Source organism: Dehalococcoides mccartyi (assembly GCF_001889305.1).
GTDB classification, from domain to species: domain Bacteria; phylum Chloroflexota; class Dehalococcoidia; order Dehalococcoidales; family Dehalococcoidaceae; genus Dehalococcoides; species Dehalococcoides mccartyi_A.
In genome coordinates this window covers 883,281-906,595 of record NZ_CP013074.1, presented here as the reverse complement: position 1 = coordinate 906,595, position 23,315 = coordinate 883,281, and the positions used below count along the sequence as shown (strand labels likewise).

Sequence of the window (23,315 nt, the reverse complement as noted above, 5' to 3'; positions counted from 1 at the left end):
CACCTTTTTATTAAATCTTGGTACCTGCGGGTGACATATCAATTATCTTCAGGCGGAGTGTATCTGTTCCGCACCATTTATCCTGTTCAAGATTATACACTATATCCACCGGGGATTGGAGAAAACCATTCAGTTCTTTTGCCTGGCGAAAGGCCACTCCATCCCAGAAGCGGCCTTTATGTTTAATACGCAATTTCAGGTGTTCGTTGTTGCTGCCCATGGAGCGGTAATCAGTAATATTCAGCCCCCGGCTTAGGAACACAGGTTTCGGGTTTGCCTCTCCGAATGGAGCCAGCCTCTCAAGTTCACGCAGGGTGGCCGGGCAGAGTTCACTTAGATCTGTGTCTATATCTATATCTATAAACGGCTTCAGTTCTACACCGCTTAGGGTTTCTTCGGCATAAGCGGATATGCCTTGGACAAATGCATCCAAATTTTCTATGGGCAGGGTGAAACCGGCTGCCTGGGCATGCCCGCCGAAGTGGCTGAACAGATGTGCAAAGCGGCTGAGGGCCTGAATGATATTGAAATCCGGTATGCTGCGGCAACTGCCTGTAGCCGAATCTGCGTTGGTCTTTATAACAATAGACGGACGGTAATATTCATCGGACAGTCTGCCTGCCACAAGCCCGCTGATACCTTGCGGACATTCGGCATCAATGAATATAAGTAATGCAGGCAGAAACTGTGTATCCAGCCTAGCTCTGGCTTTTTCTACAAAATGAACGGTCAGCTGCTGGCGTTCGGTGTTTTTGTTTTCAAGCCAGAGTGCCAGTTCTTGAGAATCACTTATGGTGGTGGCGGTAAGCAGTTTATATCCTGCCAGAGCATGTTCCAGCCTTCCGGCTGCGTTCAGGCGGGGTGCCATTATCCACGAAATGCTCTCCGGTTCTATTTCCCCTAGATGCAGACGGCTAAGCTGTGCCATTTCAATAATGCCGGGACGAGGTTCGGCATTGAGGAATTTGATGCCCTCTTTTACCAGATAACGGTTTTCATTCAGAATGGGTACTATATCAGCAATTGTGCCTATAGCTACCAAGTCCAGTAAATCTCTGGTTTCATCTTCCCGCCCCAAGTTGCGGTATAAAGCCTGTATAAGTTTGTACGCTACCCCAACTCCTGCCAGTTCCTTAAAAGGGTAGGTTTCGCCGGGTACTTTGGGGTTTATAATGGCATATGCAGGCGGCAGTTCATCTAGCGGGGTATGGTGGTCTGTGACTATCACATCCAGCCCGATTTTATTTGCCCGCTTTATTTCAGGTATAGCGGTGATGCCACAGTCTGTGCTGATGATAAGTGAAACACCCTCTGTTCGGTGTTTTTCAAGGGCGGATATTTTTAAACCATACCCTTCAGTAACGCGGTGAGGAATGTAAGGGATTACATTCCCTCCCAAACGGGCAATGCCGGTGGTTAAAACTGCTGTAGCCGTCAGCCCGTCAGCATCAAAATCCCCGTATACTACTATTTTTTCACCTGTCAGCAAGGCTTTGTAGATACGGCTGACCGCTTTTTCCATATCAGGAAATAAGAATGGGTTATGATTTAGACGCCTGTCTGATGACAGGAATAACTCAGCTTCTTCAACGGTTTCAATACCCCTGTTATGAAGCAAACGGCTAATCAAGGGCGGATAAGGAAAATTCTGGCTAGTCTTTTCCGGAGGTGCCGGTTTTAGTTTCCAGAGGCAATTAGCCAATATTTTCACTGCCCATTTCCCTGAGGATAAGCACCGAATTATGCCCGCCGAACCCAAACGAATTATTGAGTGCCACCTTTACTTTGGCTTTGCGGGCTGTGTTGGGTGTGTAATCCAGATCACAATCTGGATCAGGCGTTGTGTAGTTTATGGTTGGAGGTATAATTCCGTTTTTAATAGTCAGCGCGCATATAGATGCTTCAATAGCCCCAGCCCCGCCTATGAGATGCCCCAGCATAGATTTGGTGGAACTGATAGCCAGTTTTCGGGCATGTTCTCCGAATGCAACTTTTATAGCGTTGGTTTCCATTTTGTCATTGAGCGGAGTAGAAGTGCCATGGGCATTTATATAATCTACTGCTTCCGGTTTGATGCCGGCGCTATTAAGGGCTATGTTTATGGCACGTGCGGCCTCAACTCCGGATTCCACCGGCTGGGTGATATGGAAAGCGTCTGAAGAACCGCCGTAACCAATTATCTCGGCAATAATATTCGCCCCGCGGGCCTTGGCGGCTTGCAGTTCTTCGAGTACCATAATCGCCGCACCCTCTGCAATAACAAAGCCGTCCCGGTTGGCGTCAAACGGGCGTGAAGCTGTCTGGGGGTCTTCATTGCGGGTAGACAGGGCTTTTAGGGCTGAAAAACCGGCAAAACCTACCGGGTTCATAATGGATTCGGCACCGCCCGCCAATATGATTTTAGCAGAACCGAAACGTATTTTTTCAAAAGCTGTGCCTATGGCGTCTGACCCCGAAGAACAGGCCGAAGTAGTACAGAAATTAGGCCCTTTAAGATCCAGTTGGATAGATACCTGGGCCCCGGCCATGTCTGCAATCATCATGGGTACTAAAAAGGGACTGACTCTGTCCGGCCCCTGTTCCAGGAAAACTTTGATTTGTTCAAAAAGAACCGAAAGTCCGCCTATACCGCTGCCTACAATTACCCCGATATCCTGACTGGTGCATTCATTTATACTTAGACCTGAATTTTCAAGTGCCTGTTTGCCGGCAGCTACTGCCAGCTGGGCAAAACGATCCATACGGCGGATATCCTTGCGGGATATATAATTTGCAGGGTCAAAATCTTTAACTTCTCCGCCGAAGCGGACTGCCAGATTTGATGCGTCAAAGAGGCTGATATGGTCTATACCTGAACGGCCGTTTATCAGGCCTTCCCAGGTGGTCTGGGTATCAAGTCCAAGAGGGCTGACAATACCGATACCGGTTATGACAACCCTGTTTTGGGGCTGGTTATCAGTCATCTGTTCACCTCAGTTGTTAAATTGGCTATTTATAACACAGGCATATTTTAACTGCAAGTTTGGGGAGGCTTTGGTATAATCTGACTTAATGTTTAATATAGCTTTAGATACACTGGGGTGCAAGCTGAATCAGGCTGAGACAGAGGCTATTGGGCGTGAATTTGCGGAGGCAGGCTACCGCCTGGTCAGCCCGCAGGATAACTGGGATATTTATATTCTGAATACCTGCACAGTTACCCATGTGGCAGACCGCAAAGCCCGTTATCAGGTACGTATTGCCCGCCGTCACAATCCAAACGGGTTCATTTGCCTGACCGGGTGTTATGCCGAAAACGGGGGAGATGGAATAACTTGCCCGGATGCCAACCTGATACTGGATAACGAGCGGAAAGCAGATATTGTTGCTGAAATTGTTCGCCTTTTCCCGCTGGAAGTTTCTGCTAAGGCTTTATATGAGCATGGGCGGACACGCAGTTTTATAAAAATACAGGACGGATGTGATAACTTTTGTTCATATTGCATTGTACCGTTTGTCAGGCGGAATAAGAGCTGCCGTGGGATTGACGAAATAATCAGCGAAATAAACCTAAGGCAAGCTGAAGGGTATCAGGAGATTGTGCTTACAGGTACGGAGATAGGCGAGTACGCATCTAGTGGGTTTAATCTGGCAGGCTTGATTAAATCTATACTGGAATGTACTTACATACCCCGTTTGCGGTTATCGTCATTACAACCGAATGAAATCACACCACAGCTTTTAGCCCTATGGCAAAATCCGCGGTTGTGTAACCATTTTCACATAGCTTTGCAAAGCGGCAGTGACCGCATATTAAGTTTTATGCAACGCCCATACGTTTTGACTGATTATACCCGCACACTAGAGAGTATACGTGCTTGTCTTCCGGATACGGCTGTTACTACAGATGTAATAATTGGGTTTCCGGGTGAAACTGATGAAGATTTTTTACTAAGCTTGAGATATGTGGAGAAAGCAGGTTTTGCAAGGGTGCATCCTTTCCCATATTCCGAGCGTCCTGGTACTCTTGCATCAACTATGAGTGGAAAATTAGACCCTGCGGTTATAAAAACACGTCTTTTACAGATGATGTTTGTGGCAAAAAATGCGAGTCTGCAGCATCGCAGACAAAAAATTGGCATGGAAAGAGATGTACTCTGGGAGAATAAGACGCGAGGCGGACTTTGGTTTGGATATACCCCTGATTATATAAGGGTATACGGCAAATTCAACCAAAAACCGGTTAATACCATCTCAAGAGTGAAACTGGGAAAGATACATACGGATGGGATATTGGCAACCGAAATATACCCGCAGGCTTAACTTTATGCCAAAGGCATATATAAGGACGGATAGTGCCTGGTTAAACAGGTTTCTTAATCCCTGCTGCTTCCCAGTAGCTTGTAAAACTGCTGTAAGGTACTAAACCGCTCATAGCATGGCTGGCAGCCGGTATGTTGCTCTCAACCGCTGCGGCTACTGGATTAAGCCCGCCCATCATTATCATGCCGACTTTGTTCAAACCTACCGGCATTTCACAAACTGATTTGCCGGCTTCTCCCATCATAAGTACTCCGTTTATTCCGGCATTCTTCAGCTTTGCTATTATTTTTTCAGCCAGCGGCAGGCTTACAGCAGGTATTTCACGGAAATTGCAGAGAACTTTCCCCTCACCCCTTCGGGCTACCTCTGAAACACTGGTCATTCGGCTGGCAATAAATATTTCAGACGGGTCAAGTGAAGATCCTGTATAGTAAATCATGTCTGTAAATCGCCACGGTTTATGCTGGTGAAACTGCAGAGTACCTCCAAAGCGGGAATCCATGGGGATACCGGCCTTGAGAAGAGTGCCGTTTATCACGATAGAGCAGACAGTAGCGAAAGCTACCTGACCGGCAGGAACGGTGATATCCGAAATCTTGTCTCCCTCATGAACAATACACACTAAATCACTTACGCATAAATTGGCTTTGTAGGCCTGTGCCATGGACCTGAGAGCGGGTTTAAACTGGTCTTTGGCAAAAAAAGAAATATTTACCGGCACCATGCCGCTTAGGGTATCCAGATCAAAATCGGTCATGTAGGCCAGCCGTTCAATTTTGTCAATGACAAAGCCCACTTTGTCGGTGACCATGGCATTTTCCAGCTCTTCAAGACCCAGTTGGGTAATGCTTCTGCCATCACGGCGGCTAATCTTGCAGGTCATCTTCCTTTCGTCAAGCAGTATCAGATGATAACGGACTGCCCGTTCCGAAAGGTCAACCCCGTATTCATTTTTCAGGCGGCGGGCAATGATTTTACTGCCAACTGGTGTCTGGCAGCTGGCCAAAACCCGTAAAATGGCTAATTTCTCACGTTCTACTTCGCGCCCGTCTTGTTTTATCAAGTTCATCCTCTGTGTAAGGTTTTTATTCATTGTAACAGTGCCTTTGCATATAAGGCAATAGTTTGCCGTATATCTGACGAGAAATCTACGAAGCTGTTAGAGAAAAAGGGGTGGCGGTTCTGAGGGAAATATATTTAATGCGGCATATTTACTGGAATACCCTTTGAATGCAAATATTTTTTTAGTTCAGGTATTTTTATGATACCGGAATGAAAAACTGAAGCTGCCAGCACCGCCTGAGCTTCGCCTTCGGTCACCGCAGTATACATATCCTCAAGTTTGCCTGCACCACCGGAGGCAATTACCGGTATTTTGACAGACTGGGCAACAGCTCTGGTCATTTCTAAATCATAGCCGTCTTTAGTGCCGTCAGCATCCTTGCTGGTAAGCAAGATGGCACCTGCCCCTTGCGCTTCCATTTGCTTTGCCCAACTTACCAATTCCAGTTTAGGTTTGACATCTCCATTTGGCATAACAGTTTCAAGTCTTGGGCGTCCATACCCTGGCGGGTTTTTAATGCCGTCTATAGCTACTATTATCTGTTCATTACCAAATCTGGCTGCAGCATCACTGACAAATGATTTGGTTTGAGGAGTAACAGTATTTAGAGCTATTTTACTTACACCTATTGCCAGTAAACTTTCAATATCACTTAATTTACTGATACCGCCGCCTGCAATCAAGGGCAAGCCGCTTTTAGATAGTATATTTTTTATCCAGTCCGTATGAATAGGCCTATTTTCAAGCGTGGCCGTCAAATCCAGAAACGCCAGCTCATCTGCCCATTGAGTGGAATAAATAAAAGCCGCTTCAGCCGGGTCATAAGCGTCTGCCATATCGGCAAATTTTATTTCCTTAACTATGCGGTTATCTTTAACGTCTAAACAAGGAATAATCTTTACGGGTTTCACCGCACCGCCGATATTGTTTAATTACAGTCAGATATTTTAACCTGCAAGGGAATAGTATTCTATTTGGAGGTTAGAAGTAAAGTCTGTAAGGTAAACAGTATACGGCAATGTTACCGCAATATTGCCCGCATATGGGCATGATGCTAAGATATCTTGTGCCGTACAACTTGAAGCGAAGCCGCCCGGACAACGTGCCCAATGAAATAAGCCTTCGTCATCTGACTGTTGATGAAGCTCTGCCGGCGTTTAAACAATACTTGAATGATGCGTTTATGGCTGGGCATATGGTTATAAAAATTATACACGGCAAAAGCGGCGGAGTGATACGCGGGCTGGTCTGGGAAGAGCTGAAAGGGCATTCTCTTGTACAGTCTTATCGCTTGGGAGAATACGGCGAGGGTGGTTCGGGTGTGACAATTGCTTATCTGGAGCGGCGTTAAAGCTGGAATAACCAGTTTTAATAATAAATTGAAATGATAGGCAGGTATTGGCTATAATACGGGTGGTTTTGGTGAGTGTGGCCTAGCGGTTAAGGCACCAGGTTGTGGCCCTGGAGATCGTGGGTTCAAGTCCCATCACTCACCCCATTTTTAAAACGGCCTGCGCCTATAGCTCAGTGGATAGAGCATCGGTCTTCGGAACCGAGGGTCGTGGGTTCGAATCCCTCTAGGCGCGCCATATTTGAAGCTAAATATATGCCCCTGGCAGTAAGAAGCCTGGGGCTTTTTTGTTATATGGATAATATTTGTTGTAAAAGTGTTGACAGCTATAGCTAACGTAAGACTATAATGCTCATTGTACTTAAAAATATTGAGAGGTAGCGTATGTCGTATTGTACTAAGTGTGGAAATGAAATATCCGGTGATGACTTATTTTGTAAGGCTTGCGGTGCAAAGCAGGATATTTCAACTACAGCTAAGAATAGTGAAATTTATGTCACGCCAGCAACAAATGAGCAGACCATTGAAAAACTTCCTGATGTAACTCCCGTTACTTTTTCATCAGTCAGTGCCCCAGAGCCCCGGATGTCCCCGAAAAAAAATCCCAATATGCCGGTTACCATACTTTCTGTATTTTTGGCAGTGGCGGTAATTGCTGCCGGATTTTTGGGCTATAAATATATAGATGACAGCAATACCATTAATACCCAGCAGGAGACAATTTCAGGGCTAAATGCAGACAAATCAAGTTTGCAGTCAGATTTATCTGCCGCTCAATCCACTATTCAAGACGTGAATGGGCAGCTTAGCTCAACCCAATCACAACTGGCAACTGCCGAAGAAGATCTAGCCGCTATTCAGGCAAAATACCCGCTGAGAAACTTTGAGTCACTTAACAAGCTTCAGCTTTGGGCCAGCAGCCATAAGCAGACTGATTATAATTATGCTGATGACCAATATGCTACTGCTTTGGCAATTCAACAGGCGGCAATGGAAGACGGGTATCTGGTCTCTGCCTGTATATCTTGGGGACATGCAACAGGGTACTCTTATGTGATTTGTGAAGCCATGGTGGGTACAACTGTTTATTATTGGTTCCCTCAGGATGGCATAGTAAAAATATATATGGCAGATATACCGGTTGATTAAATTTTACTAATAATAATTATATAAAAATAAAGATGAGGGGCAGTTAAAAACTGCCCCTCATCTTTATACGCGGGATTTTATGCCTTAAAGCGTTTTTCCGCTTCAGCCCAGTTTGTGTTCTTAATGAAGGCGGAAATATAATCCGCCCGTTTCAAACCGTAATCTGTAATAAAGGCATGTTCAAATACGTCTATGACCAATATCGGAGACAAACCTGCCAGATGCCCGGTCTCATGTTCGTTTATCCATTGGTTAAAAAGCCGCCCTGTCTGGGAATCTTTATAGAGTACTACCCAGCCTATTCCCCGCATTGCGGCAGTAGCCTTAAAGTCTGCTTCCCAGAGCTGGTAGCTGCCAAACTCTGCTGATATTGCCTGGTAAAGTTTGTTTGATTCGGATAGGGGTGCAGAAGTACCCAGATTAGAAAAGTAATACTCGTGCAGACGCATACCGTTATACTCAAACCCAAATCGGCGTTTGAGTTCGGCATATTCTGGAGTAGCTGTTTTACCCTCGGTGAGCATAGTTTTTAAGGTATCTGAAAGTTTATTAGTGTTGTTTACATAACCCTGATATAAGGTAAAGTGATTTCTAAGGAGTGTATCAGAAAATCCTTCGAGACCTATCAGGGACGAATAATCACGGGCTGTATACATAACCAGTTCCTCCAAAATAGCAATATATTTTATTCTAAAAGGTCCTTAAATATTTCTGCATGGTAGCGTTCGTGGGCAGCCAGTTTTCGGAAAAGTTCTTTAACATCCCCCTCTGTTGACTGGGCAGCAGATTGTTCATATTTATCAGCCACCTTGTGTTCCAACTCTATATCTGCCTTGAGCATTGTATTGTGTTCAAGAGTCTTTTCAAATTTATCATGCTCCAGGTGAGGACGGCCTTTTTTATCTATCATCTTTTCGGACAGCCAGCCCATATGCTGCATTTCATTTACAGCTTGATCTTGCAACTCTTTTCGGGTTTTTTCGTTTTTAGCCGCATATGACTGAAGAAGGTATTGGATAATAACCGTATATTCGTGTTTTATGCCCCAGCTCAAATTTTCAGTGTTAGTATCGGTGGTGTTTCCGCGCTTATCTGTCATTTTTTCGCGCAGAGTCTTCTCAACAAAATGCTTGAAGTCACCCTGATGAGACTCTTCGTCCGAAAGTATACGCTCAAGCAAACGTTTAATCTTGAGGTTATCAATAAGCTTTATATGTTCGCGGTATTGGGCAATAGCACCGTTTTCAAGCCCCACATTAGCCTGCATCCACTCGGATACAGTTTTGCCTGTCATATCCATCATGCCGCGTTTGAAACTTAATTCTCCCCCCAAGTCTGTGATGGCTTCTGCAAGCCAGTCCAGATGACGCATTTCCTCACGGGCAATGGCTTCTATTTCGCACGCTACTTCGCCTTCGCCTATAGCATATGCGTGACCTAAATACTGGATAATGGCTCCGTGTTCATCCTCCATGTCTCTTTTTAACAGCTCTATTATTCGGGGTTTTTCCATTTGGAGTCCTTTCTATATTTGTGATATTTAGAGCGGGCAGTTTAAAGCGATATGTTCAGGATTTTGTTTTAGGTTTTGCGGGCTTGGTATTTATATCCGCTTTTTTGGATTTGGCAGTTTTGGTTACCGAAACCTTTTTGGCTTTGGCCTCGGATATTTTGGGGATGCTGATTTCCAGAATGCCGTTATCCAGAGTGGCGGCAATATTCTGGAGGCTGGTGTTGTTGGGTAAAGTCATGGAGCGTGAGAAACTGCCATAGCTTCTCTCACTGAAGTAATAGTTTTCCTCTGATATTTCGCTGGTGCATTTTTTTTCACCTTTTATAGTGAGGACATTGTCAGATACAGAGACTTCAATATCTTCTTCATTTATTCCGGGCATCTCGGCTTTTATTAGATATTTGTCTTTAAGCTCTAACATTTCAGTGGCCGGCAGCCAGTCACGCTCATTGGTCAGCATATTCCAGAGGCCTGGACTGAGTACTTCTCGGAAAGGACGCCAGGGACGGAGTGACCAACCGGGTTGCCATCTTTCCAGAGTCATAATCCTACCTCCTTTTGTGCCCGCTCTCTCCTCATATAAAAAGTATGCCACGCGGGTAAAACTGTCTCAATACGTATCAATACTTATAACGGTTGTGTTAATGCTTTAGATAGGTACTTAGTTTTATACCGCGCAGACGGAGGGAATTGCCAACTACAGTCAGAGAACTTATAGCCATAGCTAGAGCTGCCAGTATAGGGTTTAGAAAACCGTATTCACCCAGAAAGAAATGCAGTGATTGAGGAACACCGTTCTGGCTGAAAAACAGATAAAGTACACCTGCAGCTACGGGTATAAGGATAATATTGTAGAAAAATGCCCAGAAGAGGTTTTGGCGTATGGTATTAAAAGTCGCCTTGCTGAGCAGGATGGCTTTGGTGATGCCAAAAAGGTCACCGGAAATAAGGGTAATATCACCGGTTTCCATGGCTATATCGGTGCCTGTGCCAATGGCGATACCCACATCAGCCTTGGCAAGTGCCGGAGCATCATTTATGCCGTCTCCCACCATAGCTACTAAACGGCCTTTGTTTTGCAGATCTTGTATAAGTTTGGATTTGTCTTCGGGTTTTATTTCAGCTACGTATTGGTCTATACCCAGTTCATCTGCAATGCGCTTGGCTGCCCGGTGATTATCACCTGTTAGCATGATTGTATTAAGTTTATGTGCTTTTAGTTCGGAAATAACGGCAGCTGATTCCCGTTTCAATATATCCCTTACGGCTACAATACCCTCGAGTTTCCCGTTTGCCGCCACAAAAATCAGGCTTTCACCCGCTTCCCAAAGTTTGTCAGCTTCAGATTGGTATTCGGCCAGAGATATATTATGAGACTGCATCAGGGTTGTGTTTCCTATGAGTATCTGCTCGCTGTTAACTGTAGCTTTTAACCCTGCACCGGGCAAAGCTGAAAATTCCGCAGGATTTGTAAGTGCAAGTTTTTTACGCCCGGCCTCTTTTAAAACAGCTTTGGCTAAAGGGTGTTCGGAAAACTGTTCGGCAGAGGCAACCAGAGTTAAAAAGGCATCTTTATCAAAACGGTGGCTTACCAGATTGCTCAACACCGGTTTGCCGCGTGTCAGTGTGCCTGTTTTATCCAGTACTATAGTATCCAGTTTGTGTATTTTCTCCAGAGCTACTGCGCTGCGGATAAGTATGCCGTTCTCAGCTCCTTTGCCCATACCGACAATAAGGGCTGTAGGTGTGGCCAAACCTAATGCGCACGGGCAGGCTATAATCAATACTGTAATAAGGTTTAAAAAAGCATAAGTGAAGGCAGGTTCCGGCCCGAAAAAAAGCCAGAAAATAAAAGTTAAAACGGAGATTCCTATAACTACAGGCACAAATACCGAGGCTATTTTATCCGCCAAACGCTGAATGGGAGCTTTGCTTCCCTGAGCTTCCTCAACCAGCCGTATTATACGGGCAAGTGCGGTATCCGCTCCCACCTTTTGAGCTTCGTAAGTGAACGCACCTGTTTGGTTAAACGTACCGCCGATAACATTATCCCCCGCTTTTTTTTCAGCCGGAATACTTTCGCCGGTTACCATAGATTCGTCCAGGCTGGAATAACCTTCCAGTATCAGCCCGTCCACGGGTAGTCTTTCACCCGGGCGAATAATAATTTTGTCGCCTGCCATTACTTCGTTTATACTTACCAAAATTTCTTTGCCGTCTTTTATAATTGAGGCTGTACTTGGCTGAAGACCAATCAAACGGCGAATGGCATCAGAAGTACGGCCTCTAGCACGGGATTCCAGAAAACGTCCGGTCAGGATAAGGGCGATAATCATAGCGGATGTATCAAAATACAAGTGTTTTTCCAGCAAAGGTGAATCAAATAAAGGCGGGAACACCAAAGCTATCATACTATACAAGTAGGCAGCGGAAGTACCCAGCGCTATAAGGGTATTCATATCTGTGGTGCGGTTTTTCAAGGCGGCAAATGCCCCGCGGTAAAAACGCAGTCCCGCCCAGAATTGCACTGGCGTAGCCAGCAAAAACATAATAAATTCCTTGCCGCCAAAAGCTGGCAAGAATCCTATAATCATAAGGCTTATTCCCAGCACCAAAGCTACTGAAAGTTCCCGTTTTAATTGCCGGGTTTCAGTAGCTTCTGAGTGAGAAATTTCATCCCGAGGTGTTTCTTCGGGCAATAGTTCATAGCCGATATTGCTTATGGACTGGCTGAGTTCGCGGAAAGAAATATAATCCAGATATTCTATGCTGGCAGTCTGGTTGGCCAGATTAACACCTGCATTAATTACACCGCTTGTATTTATCAGAGCCTTTTCGGCTCTGGCTGCACAGGACGTACAATGAAGGCCTTTTATGGGGAAAATAGATTTATTACTGATAATACCGTAACCTAAATCGGTAATAATGGCCTTTATATCTGACAGATTGATAACAGACGGATCATAACTAAAAATGAGCTTACCGGAGGCAAAATTAAGTTTAGGGTTTATTACACCAGCCGTTTTTGATAAACGCGCTTCGATGCTGGCGGCACATCTGGTACATGACATGCCGCTTATACCTATAATTATCTTGGGCAGAGCATCCGGCCGCTTATTTTCAGACATTACTTCGGTCTAGGACAGGAGATCCTTTTTCATCTGATCAAATTCCGCTTTGGTTATTTCACCTTTTGCGTAGCGCTCTTTCAATACATCCATATAATGAGTTTTTTCGGTTGCCGTTGAACCTGAAGATGGATTTTGTCCTTTTTTGGTAAGGTGTATAATCCCCCAGATAATAACGCCGATGATAGCACACCAGAAAATCAGCATGAAAATACCGCCAAAAATCATCCAGCCCCAGCCAGCACTTGACCAATCAAACATCATAGTTTTGGCCTCCTCGGCATATTTACAAATATTATAACACACAAGATATGGTTTACGGTTTGACTGTTAAGCTTAAAAAGTATGTGTTAAAATTATATAAATGGTTGGCCTTTGATTTTTATCTTTTCAATTGTTATCCTAATAGTATCTGGGGAAAAGGGGATGTAATATGACTTTGTACTTTGAAAAGGTTATGGAATACTTTGTTAATCCTCTTAATTCCGGTGAAATGGAAAATCCTGACGGTATAGGCAGAGCCGGCAACGATATTTGCGGTGATGTTACCGAATTTTACATAAGAGTCAAAGATAACCATTTGGTAGAAGTGAAGTTCAAGACTTATGGCTGCGGTGCGGCCGTGGCTATATCCAGTCTGGTAAGCCTGATGGCTACTGATAAGACAATTGAAGAAGCCCTGAAGATTGATAACAAGGCGGTAGAGGCTGAAATAAAAGGATTACCACAAAACCGTAACCACTGTTCCCAAATGGGGCCGCAGGCCTTGCACAGTGCTATCGCCGATTATAAAAGTAAAGTTCAGTCCAGAGGTTAATATGACAAACTCAAATTCCGGTAAACACCCGACAGCTTGCCCATATTGTAATATTAATACCGAGGCTGATGTGCGCATGCCTTTTTGCAAGGCTTGCAAATTGTCACTGTTTTATTGCCCTGCTTGCGGGGGATTAGTCGGGCGGGGAGAACCTTGCTGTCCCCATTGCCAGGCCGAGATATGCGGACAAAAAGAAAAGTAGACGGGTGAGAGATTTTGGAAAATATTATTGTCAGTGAACTATGTGAAAAAATATCTGAAAAACGAATGGTCAGAGACGATATGGGTATTGAGCATGCCATAAAGGCTTTTGCTTTTCACTCACATACACATGTTCTGTTTGTTGTAAACAAAGAAGGTGTTTTAACAGGTATTGTCAAACTCAAGCAGCTGCTTGAGTGGGTAAAGGTAAAGCTGAATATAGTTTCTGAAAAACATATGGTTACCCGTTCAGATGCTTTTGAAGTACTGCGGCTCAGCCAGTCATGTACTATTAAAGAAATAACTTCCGGAGTTGTAAGCGTAAAGCAAACGGACACTATTGCCCATGCCATAAACCTGATGGCAGACAAAGAAATGGTGGAAATGCCGGTAATTGATGAGGCTGGCAAACTGGCAGGTGAACTGAGGATTTCGGACTTGCTTTCCAAACTGCTTGGGGATATAGCATCCACCGAATCAGATAATACCTGTTCGCTCAGCTAAGCTTGACTTACTGAGGCTGCATATCCGGCTTCAAGTGCCTTTAAGTTCCCCTCAAGTAATTTAGACGGCAGGCGTTTTTTGATGGCATCGGCCAATATGTCGAAACCAAACGGCAGATAACGGGCAGCATATCCCAGAAGGTAAATGTTCAGCATCTTGGTATTACCCAACTCTTTAACAGCATCATTTGCGGCTATGAAATCTGCCTCAATGCCCAGCTTTGTATAACCATTTAGTATTTCGGAATCCGCAGGGTATTTTGAAAGGCCGAGACTTATCGAAGCCGGCGGCATAGCCATATCGTTTATTACAGCCTTGGTCTGCGAACCCAGATAATCCATATATCGGGCAGATTCCAGTTTTTCAAAGGCGATTATCAAATCGGTCTGCCCTTTGGGGATAAGGGGAGAACAAACTTCTTTATCAAAACGAAGGTGACTTACTACACTCCCGCCGCGTTGAGCCATGCCAAGGGTATCGGTCTTTTTAACATCATAGCCGGCAGCCATAGCCGCATCACAAAGCACGTTGCTGGCCAGTATGACTCCTTGCCCCCCCACACCCACTATCAGTATATCGAACTTTTTCATAAGCTTACGCCGCCTCGTTGGTTTTAATAGCTTTTTGAGGACAGACCTGAGAACAAAGATTACAATTGTTGCCGGTGCAAAGGCTTGGGTCTATCAAGAGTTTGTCACCGTCACGTTGGATAGCCGGACAGCCTAAAAGAAGACAGGCATCACAGCGGTTGCACAGGCTGGTATCAATAGTGTTTGGCAGGGAGCGTTTCCGGCAGATGACATTACACTCTCCGCGTACAATTATCACGTTCAGCTCGCCGCTGGATATTGCATTCTTCAGCCCGGCTCTCAGGGCTTTAAGGTCAAACGCAGGCAGTACCTGAAGGTTTTTCACTCCCGTACCCTTTATCAGCTCTTCCAGATTTACCTCGGTAACAGTTTGGCCGCTTGCGGCAATACCGCAGCCGGGGTTTCCCTGATGCCCTGTCATGGCGGTAGTGCGGTTATCCAGTATAAGTATGGTTATCTTTGACTGGTTGTAAACTGCATTAATAAGGCCGTTTATACCGGAATGCATAAAGGTAGAATCACCGATAATGGCTATAACAGGTTCGGTAAGACCGGCTTTTTCCATACCCACTGCCTGACTGATGCTTCCGCCCATACAGCCGCAGGTGTCCATAGCCGAAAGCGGCGGGTAAGCTCCCAAAGTGTAACAGCCTATGTCACCCGAAAGTACCAGCTTGGGTTCACGTTTGGGTTTTCCGGGCAGAGCCGAACGCTGCCCTAGAGTACTGAGGGTAAAAAATATGCCAGTATGCGGACAGCCCGCACACAAAAGCGGCGGCCGCTTGGGAAAGTCCGGGGTATTTATTTTTGGCAGAGTGTCTTTAATCTCAGGCAGTATGCCTGCTTTGATGGCAGACTCACGCAGAATATCAGGATTGAGTTCACCGTTGCGGGGTATATATTTTTTGCCTATTACGGATATGCCCATGCGGCAGAGCGAATCTTCAAGAACTGAATCCAGCTCTTCTACTACAAGTATGGTTTCAACACTCTGGCTGAATTCTTTGATAAGGTTTTTAGGTAAAGGGTAGGTCATGCCCAGCTTTAAGAATGAAGCTTCCGGGAAAACCTCTTTAGCATATTGAAAGGCAATGCCGCTGCTTATGATACCCAGTTTGGCATTTCCAGGTATGTATTTATTAAAAAAGCAGTTTTCCGCATATTCGCCTATCAGGTCTTCTCTTTTAAGTACCTTTGGCCAGCGTACCCGGGCAGCGGTGGGTACCATAACCAGTTTGGCAGTATCATGTTTAAACGCAGCCTGGGCTGCAGGCTGTTTTTCAGCAGAAGTTTCCACCAGAGAGCTGGAATGGGAAACACGGGTGGTGCTGCGCAGAATTACTGGTGTGTCAAAACTTTCGCTCAATTCAAATGCCAAAGCCATGAAATCGTAGGCTTCCTGACTGTTTGACGGCTCTAGTACCGGCATTTTTGAAAGACGGGCATAGTGCCGGGTATCCTGTTCGTTCTGGGAGGAGTGTATACCGGGGTCATCTGCCACTACTATAACAAGGCCGCCTTTTACTCCGGTAGTTGCAACAGCCATAAATGCATCAGCGGCTACATTTAACCCCACATGTTTCATGGCGGCCAAAGCCCGCACACCCGTATAGCATGCACCGGTGGCTACTTCTACGGCTACAGCTTCATTGGATGACCATTGGGTATGTATATCGGGCAGTTTGGCCAGATTTTCCATTATTTCGGTACTGGGAGTGCCTGGATAGGCAGCGGCCAGTTTAAGACCTGCGTGATACGCACCTAAGGCTAAAGCTTCATTGCCGGATAATAGCTTTTTCAAGACCTTGTTCTCCCGTTGGGTAATAGTTCTAGAATAATGAATAGCTTTCGGCTTGTCAATTAGGCAGGATTTATGCGCCCAAGGCAGGTATTTTCACACACAAAAAATAATACTGTTTGACACATATTTATGCCTGTGTTACACTACGCCAATGAAATACGCAGGCTACACTTATTTTTACTTCATGTTTACCGGGCGCACCCTGTGTGCGCTTTCGGGGGCAGCTGATGAGTAAAAATAGGTAAACCGATTTATAAGTAACAGTGTTTTACAGACTCACCTCCCCCAAACGGGAGGTGAAGTTTTTTAGGCAGATAAAAAAAGAGGGTTTGTTATGGCTGAAGTAGACACAATACCCAAACTGGTAAAACATAATGCCGAACAATGGGGCGATAAGCCTGCCATGTGTATGAAAAATCTGGGTATATGGCAGAAATATACCTGGAGTGATTACTACGGTACGGTTAAGTATTTCGGTTTGGGGCTGCTCAGTTTGGGGACTAAACCCGCTGACCGGGTGGCTATTATCGGTGATAACGAACCCGAATGGTTCTGGGCGGAATTTGCCGCCCAGGCCATAGGTGCAATCCCCACCGGTATATATGTGGACTCTATCCCTGACGAGGTTAAGTATATTGCCCGTCATGCCGAAGTGAGAATAGCAGTAGTAAATGACCAGGAACAGGCTGACAAATTTTTGGAACTGCTGCCCGAACTGCCAAACCTGTCAAAGATTATTTACTGGGACCCCAAAGGGCTTAAAAACTACGATGACCCCATGCTTGTAAGTTTTAAAGATGTGATGAAGCTGGGGCAGGAATACGAAAGAAGCCATCCCGGATTATTTGAACAACTGCTAAGTGATACCAAGCCTGATGATATTGCCTTCATTTACTACACCTCCGGTACTACCGGACTTCAGAAGGGAGCTATGCTCAGCCACCGTTCCCTTATCACTACCGCCAAGGGTTTTGTTGCTCGTTACCCGCTGAACTATAAAGACGACCTTATTTCAAATTTCCCTGCCTCGTGGGTAGGTGACAGTTTTTTCGCTACCATACCCCATATTCTTTCCGGCGCACGCCTGAACTTTTCTGAAGAGCCGGAAACGGTTGCTGAAGATACTCGTGAAATAGGGCCTAATTTTGTTATCTACGGCCCGCGCCAATGGGAAAGCCTGGTAAGTGAGATACAGGTAAAAATAATAGATGCTCATCCCTTGAAGCGTTTGGCCTATAAGGCACTTTCACCTTTGGGGTATAAAATGGCCGAAAAAACTCTGGCCGGGAGCAAGCCCGGTCTCCCCTTGAAGATAAGCCATAAGATAGCTGACGGGCTATTGTTTCACCCTCTCAAAGACAAACTCGGGGTCAGCAAAGTCAGGTTTGGGGTTACCGGGAGTTCTGTGCTTTCGCTGGATACATTCAAGATGATACATTCCCTGGGTATTGAGCTAAGGCAGAATTATGCTTCAACTGAAGCCGGGTTTATTTCCTCTCACGGCAAGGGGGATATCAGCTTTGAAAGTGTGGGGCGGCCGGCACTAGGCACGGAAGTGCGCCTGACTAATGAAGGTGAGCTTCTTATCCGCAGTGACTGTATGTTCAGCGGTTATTACAAAGACCCTGAAAAGACTGCCCAGAGCTTTAAAAATGGCTGGTTTGCTACCGGTGATGCCGTAAATATAAACGAAAAGGGTCACCTGATATTCCTTGACCGCCTGAAAGATTTGGGCGTGCTGGCAAGCGGGATAAAGTATGCCCCTCAGTATATTGAAGGGCGCCTCCGTTTCAGCCCGTATATAAAAGATGCCATGGTGGTTGGCGGTGAAGACAAGGAATATGTAACCGCCATTATAAATATTGATTTTACTATGGTAAGCAAATGGGCACAGAAAAACCGCTTGAATTTCACTACTTTTGTAGACCTTTCCCAGAAAAAAGAGGTTGCGGATTTAGTTGCCAAAGACCTTATAAGGGTAAACAGCTATCTGCCGGAAGGCTCACGGGTAAAAAAGTTTGTTTTGCTGCATAAAGAGTTTGACCCTGACGAAGCTGAACTTACCCGTACCCGTAAACTTCGGCGGGGTTTTGTATCTGAACGGTATAAAGACCTGATAGATGCCATGTACCATCTGGATAAGGAAGTAAAGGTGGAAGCGGCGGTAACCTATCGGGACGGGCGCAAGGGCGTGGTGACTACCAGTATAAAAGTAAGGTCTTTGTAGGCGGAGATTATGGCAGATTTATTGCAATATGTAATAACCGGTATTACGGTTGGTCTGGTGTACTCTCTTATTGCACTTGGTTTTACCCTCATCTGGAAATCTTCTTCGGTGGCTAATCTAGCTTTGGGGCAGATGGTGCTCATCTGTTCGTGGTTTACCTACAGTATGCTGGCACAGGTTGGCATGCCCTTCTGGCTGGGGTTTATCTGCGTGGTTTTATTTGCTCTGGCTCTGGGCTGGCTGATGGAAAGGATTATCCTGAGGCCGCTTATCGGCCAGCCTATCCTTTCGCTGGTTACGGTGACGCTGGGGGTGGGGTTTTTCCTTGAGGGTGTGGTCAGCTTTATCTGGCCGCAAAGTGTGGCCGCCCTGCCCAAGATTTTCCCTGAAACACCTATCCACATAGGTTCGGCGGTTATTTCACAGGAATATGTTTGGGCGGCCGGCATATCTTTGCTTCTGTTTGCCATGCTGACCCTCTTTTTTAAATATCACAAAATGGGGGTGGCCATGCGGGCTACCGCTGATGACCAGCAGGCTGTTCAGGCTTGCGGTATACCCGTAACCCGTATATTTTCACTGTCCTGGATGCTGGCCATAGTCCTGGCGGCTGTGGGCGGGGTATTGATGTCCAGCATAGGCGGTATCACTCTGGGCTTGGTGGAAACCGGTATCAAAGCCTTTTCAGTGGTGATACTGGGCGGGCTGGATTCGTTTTTAGGGGCTATGATAGCCGGGCCTATTATCGGTCTGGCGGAAAATCTGGGAGGCGGGTACCTTACCTCCCTCACCTGGCCGGGCGTTAAAGAGGTAATACCCTTTATCATTATTATCATCGTAATGTTCATCAAGCCTTACGGCCTGTTTGGGCAGGAACGCATCGAGAGGATATAGCTATGGATCTACCTTGCGGAACGCGTAATTTCAGCTACAAGACGGATATGGCTATCTTCCGTACCAAAACCCATTGGGCTATGCTGATTGGTTTTCTGATTCTTTTATTCAGCCTGCCGTTCAATATCAGCAGTTACTGGCTGGGTATTATGAACCTTATAGGTATTACGGTTGTGGCTGCGGCCGGTTTAAACATACTTATGGGTTACTGCGGCCAGCTTTCGGTAGGCCATGCCGGCTTTATTGCTGTGGGTGCATATACTACCGCTATTTTGGCCAGCAAACTGGGAGTGCCTTTCCCCTTTGACATGATAGCGTCCGGCATTATGGCCGGTCTGGTGGGTGTGCTGTTCGGGTTGCCCTCCCTTCGGGTAAAGGGGTTTTATCTGGCTATTTCCACTATTGCCGCCCAGTTTATCATAATCTGGGTGATAAACCACTGGTCCAGCCTTACCGGCGGTTTTAACGGGATTGTGATACCCCCGATTAATCTTTTTAATTTTGACTTTACCACTCAGGGCAGCCAGTACTTCATTATTATGCTGGTGGCTGTTTTGGCTATTTTCTTCATGAAAAATATAGCCCGCACCCGCATAGGGCGGGCATTTGTGGCCATACGGGATAATGATTTGGCGGCTGAGGTCATGGGTATAAACGTCTTCAAGTATAAGCTGCTGGCTTTTTTCATCGGCTGTTTTCTGGCCGGTGTGGCCGGTTCGCTTATGGCTCACTGGATAGGTTATTTGACGGCTGAAAATTTCACCTTGTCTGATTCAATTTTATACGTTGGTATTGTGATTATAGGCGGTTTGGGTACAGGGGTTGGCCCTATATTCGGGGCGCTCTTTATCCGTCTGCTGCAGCAGGGTGTCCAGTATGTATCCCCTCTTATGGGCTCTGCTTTCCCGCAGTTGCCGTCAGGCTTTGCAGCCGGGCTTGGGCCGATGGTATTCGGCCTGGCAATTGTCTTGTTTTTAGTGCTTGAACCAAGAGGCCTCGCCCACCGCTGGCAACTGTTCAAGTCCTCTTACCGGTATTGGCCTTTCTCGTATTAGGCGAAAAAATAGGGAATTCTGAAAAAAGGAGGAGCACAAGTCATGTTAGGGCAAAACCGTAAACAATTGATAAAGAGGGGAGCTTTGTCCTTTTTTAGCATGCTCCTTTTGCTTTTTTCAGTGGCGGCGGGGGGATGCGGTTCAAGTGATACTGATGCCAATAATCCTGACGGAACGGAAAAGCCTACTTTGAAGGTTGGTTTTTCAATACCATATACCGGCCCGGCAGCTGAAAAAGGCTCTGTAATGGGGAATGCCAAACTGGATGCAATCAAGTACATAAATGAGGAATTGGGCGGCGTAAACGGATACCAGATAGAAGTCATCTGGCGTGACACCAAGTATGATTCCGCACTAGCGGCAACTATTGTACAGGAGATGATGGATAAAGATTGTCTGTTATTCACTACCTGTGCCTCTAAGGAAATGCAAGCTTCTATGGAAATTGCCAACCGGGCAAATTTCCCCGGATTTACCGTATTCAGTTCACCGGTCTGCACCCACCCGGCAAAGCATATATATGCACAGCTTCCGGATTACGGTGACAGCTGGGCATCATTTGCAAAATATTACATGGAAAATATCTGGCAGGGTGAGGGTACTCCTAAAATGGCCCTCATGATACTCCAGAATCCCACCGGTTATGGTGCGCGTGATGCGGCTAATGCCTTGGCGGCTGATTTGGGTATAGAGATAGTGGGTATTTACGAACACTCTGCCACTATCACAGATGACACGGCGAATCTTATAAACCTTAAAAGTCAAAACCCGGATGTGGTCTTTATCTCCAGCACTCCCCAGCCTACGTCTGTCATCATCAAGCAGATGAATCAGATGGATATCTATCCCGGAGTAACTGTCGGTTGCGGCCATGCCGGATTTACCAAAGCTCTTATAGATTTAGCTGGTGTGACTAATACCGAAGGTATATATGGCGTATATCCTACCGTAAACTGGGACGAAGATGTACCGGGAATGGCAAAAATGAAAGAATACTGCCTGAAATATCACCCTGAAAACTACGGCAATATGGATTATATTGCTTCATGGTCAGAGGGTTTGATTGTCGCGGAGATACTTCGCCTTGCGTTGATAAATACCCCTGGGGGTATAGATAATCTGACTCCGCAAGCTATTGAGGAATACGGAATAAAGAAGCTCAATGGTTATACTGTGGGTAGTTTGCAAGGGCCGGTTTCATATATCAGCGGCGATAACCGTCTGGCCAAAGCGGTCAGAGTGTTCCAAATATCCGGTGGTGTAATGCAGGTCTTGAGTGATTGGGTAGAAGCACCGCTTATCAGGTACGAGGATTTTAGCTGGTTTGGCAGCTAAATAGGCTGTAAATGGGTACAAGGGGATCTGCGGAGAGTTGTGTTGAGAAGCTTAATAATAGATAATATAGCCTCAAAGGAGGGATCTGATGAGACTAGGAAAATCTGAAATTGGCTTTAGAATCTTTATGGCTCTGGTGCTGACCCTTGTACCCATTGCCTTAAGCGGATGCAATCTGGATAATATCACCGGTAATAACAATAATAATCCGCTGGTGACCAATAAAACTCTGAAAGTTGGTCTTAGCGTATGTTATACCGGACCAGCCGCCGAAAAAGGAACTCCTCAGGGTAATGCCAAATTGGATGCAATCAAGTACATAAATGATGAACTGGGCGGAGTAAACGGATATAAGATTGAACCTATATTCCGGGATACCAAATATGACACTGCAATAGCAGTTACCGTGATAAATGAGTTTATTTCTTCAGAATGCCTTTTCTTTACCACAAATTCCTCAAAAGATATGCAGGCATCTATGGAAATAGCCAATAGAGTAAGTTTCCCGGGGTTTACCACTTTTAGTTCACCTTCACTGACTCATCCGCCTCAGCATATATATTCCCAGTTGCCGGATTATGGTGATGACTGGGTAGCCTTCATGCAGTATTACATGGAGAATATATGGCAGGGTGAGGGTAAACCCAAAGTTGCCCTGATGATACTTCAAAATCCTACCGGTTATGGTGCGCGTGATGCCGCAACAGCTATGGCTGCGGAATTGGGCGTGGAAATAGTGGGTATTTACGAACATTCCACTACTATCAATGATGACACTGCAAACCTTTTAAATATGAAAAACCAAAATCCGGATGTAGTTTACATATCCAGTACTCCTCAGCCTACATCTGTTATTGTGAAGCAAATGATTGAGCTGGGTATATACCCCGGTGTCCAGATAGGCTGCGGCCACGGTGGGTTTACCCAGTCACTGGTGGAGCTTGTCGGTGCAGACAAGGCCGAAGGGATATTGGGTGTGTATCCTACTGTAAGCTGGGATGAAAATGTCCCCGCCATGGCAAAGATGAAAGAATACTGTCTGAAATATCACCCTGAAAATTACGGCAATATGGATTATATCGTCTCATGGGCAGAGGGTTTGATTATAGCTGAAATATTGCGGCTGGCTATTGAAAACTCACCCGGTGGTGTGGATTCGTTAACCCCTCAGATTATTGAAGAATTCGGCATAAAACGGCTGAATGGGTACGATGTGGGCGGTTTGCATGGCCCGGTTTCATACTCAATCGGCGATAACCGTCTGGTAAAATCTGTCAGAGTTTTCAGGATTGAAGATGGACAGCTTAAGGTTATAAGCGGCTGGATAGAAACGCCCAGCATTGCTTATGAAAATTTTGATTGGTTTGGCAAATAGCGAAAGGTAA

The 23,315-nt window shown here is 45.7% G+C and carries 21 protein-coding genes and 2 tRNA genes; 12 read left to right on the top strand and 11 right to left on the bottom strand.

The annotated features are described in order from the left end of the window. Positions 1 to 10 precede the first annotated feature (10 nt). Positions 11 to 1,711 carry a single-stranded-DNA-specific exonuclease RecJ gene (gene recJ / locus ASJ33_RS04895; RefSeq protein WP_041330959.1) on the bottom strand — a complete coding sequence of 567 codons (1,701 nt, stop codon included), beginning with the start codon at positions 1,709 to 1,711 and terminating at the stop codon, positions 11 to 13. Then, a complete protein-coding gene (fabF, locus tag ASJ33_RS04890; protein WP_041330958.1) occupies positions 1,695 to 2,963 on the bottom strand; it encodes a beta-ketoacyl-ACP synthase II in 1,269 nt (422 codons plus the stop codon). Before fabF ends, recJ begins: the two co-directional genes overlap by 17 nt. An 88-nt stretch (positions 2,964 to 3,051) precedes the next feature. On the opposite strand from fabF, the gene mtaB reads away from it, so the two are divergent. After that, complete coding sequence (gene mtaB, locus ASJ33_RS04885; protein ID WP_023652379.1) at positions 3,052 to 4,302, top strand: tRNA (N(6)-L-threonylcarbamoyladenosine(37)-C(2))-methylthiotransferase MtaB; 1,251 nt, start codon at positions 3,052 to 3,054, stop codon at positions 4,300 to 4,302. A 40-nt stretch (positions 4,303 to 4,342) separates the two neighbouring features. Here the strand turns inward: mtaB and ASJ33_RS04880 are convergent, their stop codons facing one another. Together ASJ33_RS04880 and hisF are read right to left on the bottom strand one after the other, a co-directional pair. After that, entirely contained in the window at positions 4,343 to 5,395 is a 1,053-nt protein-coding gene (locus tag ASJ33_RS04880) for a DUF128 domain-containing protein (protein WP_012882117.1), read from the bottom strand. A 104-nt stretch (positions 5,396 to 5,499) separates the two neighbouring features. After that, positions 5,500 to 6,276, bottom strand: a complete 777-nt coding sequence (gene hisF, locus ASJ33_RS04875) for an imidazole glycerol phosphate synthase subunit HisF (RefSeq protein WP_041330956.1) — start codon at positions 6,274 to 6,276, stop codon at positions 5,500 to 5,502. Between the two features lie 107 nt (positions 6,277 to 6,383). Between hisF and ASJ33_RS04870 the strand changes: the two genes are divergently transcribed. The 4 genes from ASJ33_RS04870 to ASJ33_RS04855 all read left to right on the top strand — a co-directional run bounded on the left by ASJ33_RS04870 (position 6,384) and on the right by ASJ33_RS04855 (position 7,865). Beyond that, positions 6,384 to 6,716, top strand: a complete 333-nt coding sequence (locus ASJ33_RS04870; RefSeq protein WP_236886577.1) for a Smr/MutS family protein — start codon at positions 6,384 to 6,386, stop codon at positions 6,714 to 6,716. A gap of 71 nt (positions 6,717 to 6,787) precedes the next feature. Continuing rightward, positions 6,788 to 6,863 (top strand) — tRNA-His (locus ASJ33_RS04865). A 15-nt stretch (positions 6,864 to 6,878) separates the two neighbouring features. After that, positions 6,879 to 6,954, top strand: a tRNA-Arg gene (locus ASJ33_RS04860). A gap of 347 nt (positions 6,955 to 7,301) precedes the next feature. Then, the gene (locus ASJ33_RS04855) at positions 7,302 to 7,865 is read left to right on the top strand and encodes a zinc ribbon domain-containing protein (protein WP_236886651.1); all 564 of its coding nucleotides are present in this window, start codon (positions 7,302 to 7,304) and stop codon (positions 7,863 to 7,865) included. Between the two features lie 77 nt (positions 7,866 to 7,942). Here the strand turns inward: ASJ33_RS04855 and ASJ33_RS04850 are convergent, their stop codons facing one another. The 5 genes from ASJ33_RS04850 to ASJ33_RS04830 form a co-directional block, all read right to left on the bottom strand. Next, on the bottom strand, positions 7,943 to 8,521 hold the full coding sequence (locus ASJ33_RS04850) for a superoxide dismutase (RefSeq protein WP_041330951.1): 579 nt from the start codon (positions 8,519 to 8,521) through the stop codon (positions 7,943 to 7,945). A gap of 29 nt (positions 8,522 to 8,550) precedes the next feature. Further along, the gene (locus ASJ33_RS04845) at positions 8,551 to 9,378 is read right to left on the bottom strand and encodes a ferritin-like domain-containing protein (protein ID WP_041330948.1); all 828 of its coding nucleotides are present in this window, start codon (positions 9,376 to 9,378) and stop codon (positions 8,551 to 8,553) included. A gap of 55 nt (positions 9,379 to 9,433) precedes the next feature. After that, on the bottom strand, positions 9,434 to 9,922 hold the full coding sequence (locus ASJ33_RS04840; protein ID WP_012882110.1) for an Hsp20/alpha crystallin family protein: 489 nt from the start codon (positions 9,920 to 9,922) through the stop codon (positions 9,434 to 9,436). A 97-nt stretch (positions 9,923 to 10,019) separates the two neighbouring features. Beyond that, the gene (locus ASJ33_RS04835) at positions 10,020 to 12,506 is read right to left on the bottom strand and encodes a heavy metal translocating P-type ATPase (protein WP_041330947.1); all 2,487 of its coding nucleotides are present in this window, start codon (positions 12,504 to 12,506) and stop codon (positions 10,020 to 10,022) included. A 9-nt stretch (positions 12,507 to 12,515) separates the two neighbouring features. Further along, positions 12,516 to 12,770 carry an SHOCT domain-containing protein gene (locus ASJ33_RS04830; protein WP_012882108.1) on the bottom strand — a complete coding sequence of 85 codons (255 nt, stop codon included), beginning with the start codon at positions 12,768 to 12,770 and terminating at the stop codon, positions 12,516 to 12,518. Positions 12,771 to 12,939: 169 nt separating this feature from the next. On the opposite strand from ASJ33_RS04830, the gene ASJ33_RS04825 reads away from it, so the two are divergent. Next, positions 12,940 to 13,323 (top strand): iron-sulfur cluster assembly scaffold protein, encoded by a 384-nt coding sequence (locus tag ASJ33_RS04825; protein ID WP_012882107.1) that lies wholly within the window; start codon positions 12,940 to 12,942, stop codon positions 13,321 to 13,323. Positions 13,324 to 13,539: 216 nt separating this feature from the next. Further along, on the top strand, positions 13,540 to 14,028 hold the full coding sequence (locus ASJ33_RS04815) for a CBS domain-containing protein (protein ID WP_023652367.1): 489 nt from the start codon (positions 13,540 to 13,542) through the stop codon (positions 14,026 to 14,028). Here ASJ33_RS04815 and ASJ33_RS04810 read toward each other — a convergent pair. Both ASJ33_RS04810 and iorA read right to left on the bottom strand, forming a co-directional pair. After that, positions 14,025 to 14,618 carry an indolepyruvate oxidoreductase subunit beta gene (locus ASJ33_RS04810; protein WP_023652366.1) on the bottom strand — a complete coding sequence of 198 codons (594 nt, stop codon included), beginning with the start codon at positions 14,616 to 14,618 and terminating at the stop codon, positions 14,025 to 14,027. The two genes, ASJ33_RS04815 and ASJ33_RS04810, sit on opposite strands and share 4 nt — an antisense overlap. 4 nt (positions 14,619 to 14,622) lie before the next feature. After that, a complete protein-coding gene (iorA, locus tag ASJ33_RS04805; protein ID WP_041330945.1) occupies positions 14,623 to 16,419 on the bottom strand; it encodes an indolepyruvate ferredoxin oxidoreductase subunit alpha in 1,797 nt (598 codons plus the stop codon). A 334-nt stretch (positions 16,420 to 16,753) separates the two neighbouring features. Between iorA and ASJ33_RS04800 the strand changes: the two genes are divergently transcribed. The 5 genes from ASJ33_RS04800 to ASJ33_RS04780 all read left to right on the top strand — a co-directional run bounded on the left by ASJ33_RS04800 (position 16,754) and on the right by ASJ33_RS04780 (position 23,305). Then, positions 16,754 to 18,646: an AMP-dependent synthetase/ligase gene (locus tag ASJ33_RS04800; protein ID WP_041330943.1), complete on the top strand. Its 1,893-nt coding sequence runs from the start codon at positions 16,754 to 16,756 to the stop codon at positions 18,644 to 18,646. A gap of 9 nt (positions 18,647 to 18,655) precedes the next feature. Further along, positions 18,656 to 19,540: a branched-chain amino acid ABC transporter permease gene (locus ASJ33_RS04795; RefSeq protein WP_010936649.1), complete on the top strand. Its 885-nt coding sequence runs from the start codon at positions 18,656 to 18,658 to the stop codon at positions 19,538 to 19,540. Positions 19,541 to 19,542: 2 nt separating this feature from the next. Beyond that, the gene (locus tag ASJ33_RS04790) at positions 19,543 to 20,595 is read left to right on the top strand and encodes a branched-chain amino acid ABC transporter permease (RefSeq protein ID WP_010936648.1); all 1,053 of its coding nucleotides are present in this window, start codon (positions 19,543 to 19,545) and stop codon (positions 20,593 to 20,595) included. 42 nt (positions 20,596 to 20,637) lie between these two features. Further along, a complete protein-coding gene (locus tag ASJ33_RS04785; protein ID WP_023652363.1) occupies positions 20,638 to 21,930 on the top strand; it encodes an ABC transporter substrate-binding protein in 1,293 nt (430 codons plus the stop codon). Positions 21,931 to 22,018: 88 nt separating this feature from the next. After that, positions 22,019 to 23,305 (top strand): ABC transporter substrate-binding protein, encoded by a 1,287-nt coding sequence (locus tag ASJ33_RS04780; RefSeq protein ID WP_012882098.1) that lies wholly within the window; start codon positions 22,019 to 22,021, stop codon positions 23,303 to 23,305. The last annotated feature ends 10 nt before the right edge of the window (positions 23,306 to 23,315 follow it).